The 6,760-nt window shown below is 59.9% G+C and carries 1 protein-coding gene, 3 rRNA genes and 1 pseudogene; 4 read left to right on the forward strand and 1 reads right to left on the reverse strand.

The genetic code is table 11. The annotated features are described in order from the left end of the window. From ACFVRO_RS18750 to rrf, 4 genes and pseudogenes are all read left to right on the forward strand, one after another. Positions 1-248 (forward strand): annotated as a pseudogene (locus ACFVRO_RS18750) (stage II sporulation protein M); the annotation flags it as partial. Between the two features lie 557 nt (positions 249-805). After that, positions 806-2,333 (forward strand): 16S ribosomal RNA (locus ACFVRO_RS18755). A 302-nt stretch (positions 2,334-2,635) separates the two neighbouring features. Then, positions 2,636-5,758: ribosomal RNA gene (locus tag ACFVRO_RS18760) — 23S ribosomal RNA — on the forward strand. Positions 5,759-5,842: 84 nt separating this feature from the next. Next, positions 5,843-5,959: ribosomal RNA gene (gene rrf / locus ACFVRO_RS18765) — 5S ribosomal RNA — on the forward strand. Together the 16S, 23S and 5S rRNA genes form the textbook arrangement of a ribosomal RNA operon. A 47-nt stretch (positions 5,960-6,006) precedes the next feature. Here the strand turns inward: rrf and ACFVRO_RS18770 are convergent. After that, complete coding sequence (locus ACFVRO_RS18770; RefSeq protein WP_386955225.1) at positions 6,007-6,681, reverse strand: response regulator; 675 nt, start codon at positions 6,679-6,681, stop codon at positions 6,007-6,009. Between the last annotated feature and the right edge of the window lie 79 nt (positions 6,682-6,760).

Here is a 6,760-nt window from a genome sequence, read left to right on the forward strand (position 1 = left end):
CCGAGGAAGGCAGGGCAGCCCTGGCCATGGCCATCGGCCTCGCCCTCGTCCTCTTCGTCTCGGGGGCCATCGAAGGTTTCGTCACCCCGTCGGGCCTGCCCACCTGGGCGCGCATCACCATCGGCGTCGTCGCCGAGCTGGCCTTCCTGGCGTACGTCTACGTCGTGGGCGGACGCGCGGCACGAGCCGGCGAAACGGGGGATCTGGAGAAGGCCGAGCGCAGCGCCGACGTGCCCACGGCCGCCTGATGTGCGCAGCGGCCCGCCGAGCTGCTAGTCTCCTCTTCGCCCCGCAGGAACCGTTGACACGGCGCGTGCGGGGAGGTAGATTCAAACAGTTGCCTGGAGACGGGGTCTCACCCCGAAGGGCGACAGTGAGCGTCTAGCAGCTTCGCGACGGAACGCAGCTTCCGCGGAGGCACCTCCCGATAAATCGGAGAACGAAGGCCGGTAAATCCGCCCCGAAACTTCTGATAAAGTGGGAATCGCCGGAAAGGGAAACGCGAAAGCGGGAACCTGGAAAGCACCGAGGAAATCGGATCGGAAAGATCTGATAGAGTCGGAAACGCAAGACCGAAGGGAAGCGCCCGGAGGAAAGCCCGAGAGGGTGAGTACAAAGGAAGCGTCCGTTCCTTGAGAACTCAACAGCGTGCCAAAAGTCAACGCCAGATATGTTGATACCCCGTCCATCCGGTTTCGGATGGTCGAGGTTCCTTTGAAAAAACACAGCGAGGACGCTGTGAACATCGGGACTATTCCTCCCGATGTTCCGCTCTCGTGATGTGTCACCGGACAACCGGTAAACATTCACGGAGAGTTTGATCCTGGCTCAGGACGAACGCTGGCGGCGTGCTTAACACATGCAAGTCGAACGATGAACCACCTTCGGGTGGGGATTAGTGGCGAACGGGTGAGTAACACGTGGGCAATCTGCCCTGCACTCTGGGACAAGCCCTGGAAACGGGGTCTAATACCGGATACTGACCCCCGCAGGCATCTGCGGGGTTCGAAAGCTCCGGCGGTGCAGGATGAGCCCGCGGCCTATCAGCTTGTTGGTGAGGTAACGGCTCACCAAGGCGACGACGGGTAGCCGGCCTGAGAGGGCGACCGGCCACACTGGGACTGAGACACGGCCCAGACTCCTACGGGAGGCAGCAGTGGGGAATATTGCACAATGGGCGAAAGCCTGATGCAGCGACGCCGCGTGAGGGATGACGGCCTTCGGGTTGTAAACCTCTTTCAGCAGGGAAGAAGCGAAAGTGACGGTACCTGCAGAAGAAGCGCCGGCTAACTACGTGCCAGCAGCCGCGGTAATACGTAGGGCGCGAGCGTTGTCCGGAATTATTGGGCGTAAAGAGCTCGTAGGCGGCTTGTCGCGTCGGTTGTGAAAGCCCGGGGCTTAACCCCGGGTCTGCAGTCGATACGGGCAGGCTAGAGTTCGGTAGGGGAGATCGGAATTCCTGGTGTAGCGGTGAAATGCGCAGATATCAGGAGGAACACCGGTGGCGAAGGCGGATCTCTGGGCCGATACTGACGCTGAGGAGCGAAAGCGTGGGGAGCGAACAGGATTAGATACCCTGGTAGTCCACGCCGTAAACGGTGGGCACTAGGTGTGGGCGACATTCCACGTCGTCCGTGCCGCAGCTAACGCATTAAGTGCCCCGCCTGGGGAGTACGGCCGCAAGGCTAAAACTCAAAGGAATTGACGGGGGCCCGCACAAGCGGCGGAGCATGTGGCTTAATTCGACGCAACGCGAAGAACCTTACCAAGGCTTGACATACACCGGAAACGTCTGGAGACAGGCGCCCCCTTGTGGTCGGTGTACAGGTGGTGCATGGCTGTCGTCAGCTCGTGTCGTGAGATGTTGGGTTAAGTCCCGCAACGAGCGCAACCCTTGTCCCGTGTTGCCAGCAGGCCCTTGTGGTGCTGGGGACTCACGGGAGACCGCCGGGGTCAACTCGGAGGAAGGTGGGGACGACGTCAAGTCATCATGCCCCTTATGTCTTGGGCTGCACACGTGCTACAATGGCCGGTACAATGAGCTGCGATACCGCGAGGTGGAGCGAATCTCAAAAAGCCGGTCTCAGTTCGGATTGGGGTCTGCAACTCGACCCCATGAAGTCGGAGTCGCTAGTAATCGCAGATCAGCATTGCTGCGGTGAATACGTTCCCGGGCCTTGTACACACCGCCCGTCACGTCACGAAAGTCGGTAACACCCGAAGCCGGTGGCCCAACCCCTTGTGGGAGGGAGCTGTCGAAGGTGGGACTGGCGATTGGGACGAAGTCGTAACAAGGTAGCCGTACCGGAAGGTGCGGCTGGATCACCTCCTTTCTAAGGAGCACTTCTCACCAACCTCGGTTGGTCAGAGGCCAGTACATGAGCGAATGTCTCGCACTGGTTGCTCGTGGGTGGAACGTTGACTACTCGGCACACTTGACCAGCTCGGTCTCCTAGTACTGCTTCGGCGTGGAACGGAATCGGGTGGCGAGGGTGTCGGGCACGCTGTTGGGTGTCTGAAGGTACGGCCGCACGGTCTGTCTTCAGTCGCCGACCCCAGTGCACTCGGGATTCGTTCCGGGGTGATGGGTGGTTGGTCGTTGTTTGAGAACTGCACAGTGGACGCGAGCATCTGTGGCCAAGTTTTTAAGGGCGCACGGTGGATGCCTTGGCACCAGGAACCGATGAAGGACGTGGGAGGCCACGATAGTCCCCGGGGAGTCGTCAACCAGGCTTTGATCCGGGGGTTTCCGAATGGGGAAACCCGGCAGTCGTCATGGGCTGTCACCCTTGCCTGAACACATAGGGCAAGTGGAGGGAACGCGGGGAAGTGAAACATCTCAGTACCCGCAGGAAGAGAAAACAACCGTGATTCCGGGAGTAGTGGCGAGCGAAACCGGATGAGGCCAAACCGTATGCGTGTGAGACCCGGCAGGGGTTGCGCATACGGGGTTGTGGGATCTCTCTTTCATGGTCTGCCGGCCATGAGACGAGTCAGAAACCGTTGATGTAGGCGAAGGACATGCGAAAGGTCCGGCGTAGAGGGTAAGACCCCCGTAGTCGAAACGTCAGCGGCTCGTTTGAGAGACACCCAAGTAGCACGGGGCCCGAGAAATCCCGTGTGAATCTGGCGGGACCACCCGCTAAGCCTAAATATTCCCTGGTGACCGATAGCGGATAGTACCGTGAGGGAATGGTGAAAAGTACCCCGGGAGGGGAGTGAAATAGTACCTGAAACCGTGTGCCTACAAGCCGTGGGAGCGTCGGACATCAGCTTGCTGGTGTCTCGTGACTGCGTGCCTTTTGAAGAATGAGCCTGCGAGTTTGCGGTGTGTTGCGAGGTTAACCCGAGTGGGGAAGCCGTAGCGAAAGCGAGTCCGAACAGGGCGATTCAGTAGCGCGCTCAAGACCCGAAGCGGAGTGATCTAGCCATGGGCAGGTTGAAGCGGAGGTAAGACTTCGTGGAGGACCGAACCCACCAGGGTTGAAAACCTGGGGGATGACCTGTGGTTAGGGGTGAAAGGCCAATCAAACTCCGTGATAGCTGGTTCTCCCCGAAATGCATTTAGGTGCAGCGTCGTGTGTTTCTTGCCGGAGGTAGAGCACTGGATAGGCGATGGGCCCTACCGGGTTACTGACCTTAGCCAAACTCCGAATGCCGGTAAGTGAGAGCGCGGCAGTGAGACTGTGGGGGATAAGCTCCATGGTCGAGAGGGAAACAGCCCAGAGCATCGACTAAGGCCCCTAAGCGTACGCTAAGTGGGAAAGGATGTGGAGTCGCACAGACAACCAGGAGGTTGGCTTAGAAGCAGCCACCCTTGAAAGAGTGCGTAATAGCTCACTGGTCTAGTGATTCCGCGCCGACAATGTAGCGGGGCTCAAGCGTACCGCCGAAGTCGTGTCATTGCAGCAGATAGCCCCAACGGGTGCTGTGATGGGTAGGGGAGCGTCGTGTGCCGGGTGAAGCAGCCGCGGAAGCGAGTTGTGGACGGTTCACGAGTGAGAATGCAGGCATGAGTAGCGATTCACACGTGAGAAACGTGTGCGCCGATTGACTAAGGGTTCCTGGGTCAAGCTGATCTGCCCAGGGTAAGTCGGGACCTAAGGCGAGGCCGACAGGCGTAGTCGATGGATAACCGGTTGATATTCCGGTACCCGCTGTGAAGCGTCAAACATCGAATCCAGTGATGCTAAGGCCGTGAAGCCGCCGGGTGCGTCTTCGGACAATCTCGGAGTGGTGGAGCCGCCGGCCCAAGTTGGTAGTAGGTGAGTGATGGGGTGACGCAGGAAGGTAGTCCATCCCGGGCGGTGGTTGTCCCGGGGTAAGGGTGTAGGACGTCAGGTAGGTAAATCCGCCTGGCACGTAGTCTGAGACCTGATGCCGAGCCGATTGTGGTGAAGTGGATGATCCTATGCTGTCGAGAAAAGCCTCTAGCGAGTTTCATGGCGGCCCGTACCCTAAACCGACTCAGGTGGTCAGGTAGAGAATACCGAGGCGTTCGGGTGAACTATGGTTAAGGAACTCGGCAAAATGCCCCCGTAACTTCGGGAGAAGGGGGGCCACACTTGCTGCTCCGATTTACTCGTGAGCTGGGGGTGGCCGCAGAGACCAGCGAGAAGCGACTGTTTACTAAAAACACAGGTCCGTGCGAAGCCGTAAGGCGATGTATACGGACTGACGCCTGCCCGGTGCTGGAACGTTAAGGGGACCGGTTAGCTTGGATTCGTCCAGGCGAAGCTGAGAACTTAAGCGCCAGTAAACGGCGGTGGTAACTATAACCATCCTAAGGTAGCGAAATTCCTTGTCGGGTAAGTTCCGACCTGCACGAATGGCGTAACGACTTCTCGACTGTCTCAACCATAGGCCCGGTGAAATTGCACTACGAGTAAAGATGCTCGTTTCGCGCAGCAGGACGGAAAGACCCCGGGACCTTTACTACAGTTTGATATTGGTGTTCGGTTCGGCTTGTGTAGGATAGCTGGGAGACTGTGAACTCTGGACGCCAGTTCAGGGGGAGTCGTCGTTGAAATACCAGTCTGGTCGTGCTGGATGTCTAACCTGGGTCCGTGATCCGGATCAGGGACAGTGTCTGATGGGTAGTTTAACTGGGGCGGTTGCCTCCTAAAGAGTAACGGAGGCGCCCAAAGGTTCCCTCAGCCTGGTTGGCAATCAGGTGTTGAGTGTAAGTGCACAAGGGAGCTTGACTGTGAGACCGACGGGTCGAGCAGGGACGAAAGTCGGGACTAGTGATCCGGCGGTGGCTTGTGGAAGCGCCGTCGCTCAACGGATAAAAGGTACCCCGGGGATAACAGGCTGATCTTCCCCAAGAGTCCATATCGACGGGATGGTTTGGCACCTCGATGTCGGCTCGTCGCATCCTGGGGCTGGAGTCGGTCCCAAGGGTTGGGCTGTTCGCCCATTAAAGCGGTACGCGAGCTGGGTTTAGAACGTCGTGAGACAGTTCGGTCCCTATCCGCTGTGCGCGTAGGAGTCTTGAGAAGGGCTGTCCCTAGTACGAGAGGACCGGGACGGACGAACCTCTGGTGTGCCAGTTGTTCTGCCAAGGGCATGGCTGGTTGGCTACGTTCGGGAGGGATAACCGCTGAAAGCATCTAAGCGGGAAGCCTGCTTCGAGATGAGGACTCCCACCTCCTAGAGAGGGTAAGGCTCCCAGTAGACGACTGGGTTGATAGGCCGGATATGGAAGCACGGTAACGTGTGGAGTTGACCGGTACTAATAGGCCGAGGGCTTGTCCTCAGTTGCTCGCGTCCACTGTGTTGGTTCTGAAACCACGAACAACCCCATGTGCCACACATGGTGCGGTTGTCAGTTTCATAGTGTTTCGGTGGTCATAGCGTAGGGGAAACGCCCGGTTACATTCCGAACCCGGAAGCTAAGCCTTACAGCGCCGATGGTACTGCAGGGGGGACCCTGTGGGAGAGTAGGACGCCGCCGAACAATTCTTGAGAAAGCCCCGTGCCCTTCGGCACGGGGCTTTCTGCATTTCAGGACGGCTCCACCAATTTCGTGTCGTAGGCCAGGATCACCGCCTGGATTCTGTCGCGGGAACCCGTCTTGGCGAGTATGCGGCCCACATGGGTCTTCACCGTGGACTCCGCCAGGTGCAGCCGGCCGGCGATCTCGGTGTTCGTCCAGCCCTTCCCGATGACCGTGAGGATCTCGCGTTCCCGCTCCGTGAGCGTGGACAGGCGGGGATCCTCGTCCGGGGCGGCGCCCGCGGTGGCGCTGCCGGCCGGGAGACGGTGGGCGTAGGCGTCCAGGAGACGGCGGGTCAGGCTGGGGGCGACGACCGCGTCCCCGGTCGCCACCGAGCGGATGCCGGACAGGAGTTCCTCCGGCTGGGCGTCCTTGATGAGGAACCCCGAGGCACCCGCGCGGAGACCCGCGTGGGCGTACTCGTCCAGGTCGAACGTGGTGAGGATGAGAACGCGGGTCCGGTCGCCGGAGGCGACGATGCGGCGGGTGGCCTCGATGCCGTCCGTGCCGGGCATGCGGATGTCCATCACCACGACGTCCGGGCGGAGTTCAGCCGTCATGCGGACGGCTTCGCTGCCGTTTGACGCCTCGCCCAGGACGGTGAGGTCGTCCTGGCTCTCCAGCAGCATGCGGAAGCCGAAGCGCTGCAACGGCTGGTCGTCGGCGATGAGGACGGTGGTCACTGCGGGGTTTCCTCCGGTAGGTGCAGATGGACGCGCCAGCCCCGTTCGGGGGCGGGGCGGGGGCCGGCCTCAAGTGTGC

This window comes from Microbacterium sp. NPDC057944 (assembly GCF_042887445.1).
Classification (GTDB): Bacteria; Actinomycetota; Actinomycetes; order Actinomycetales; family Microbacteriaceae; genus Microbacterium; species Microbacterium natoriense.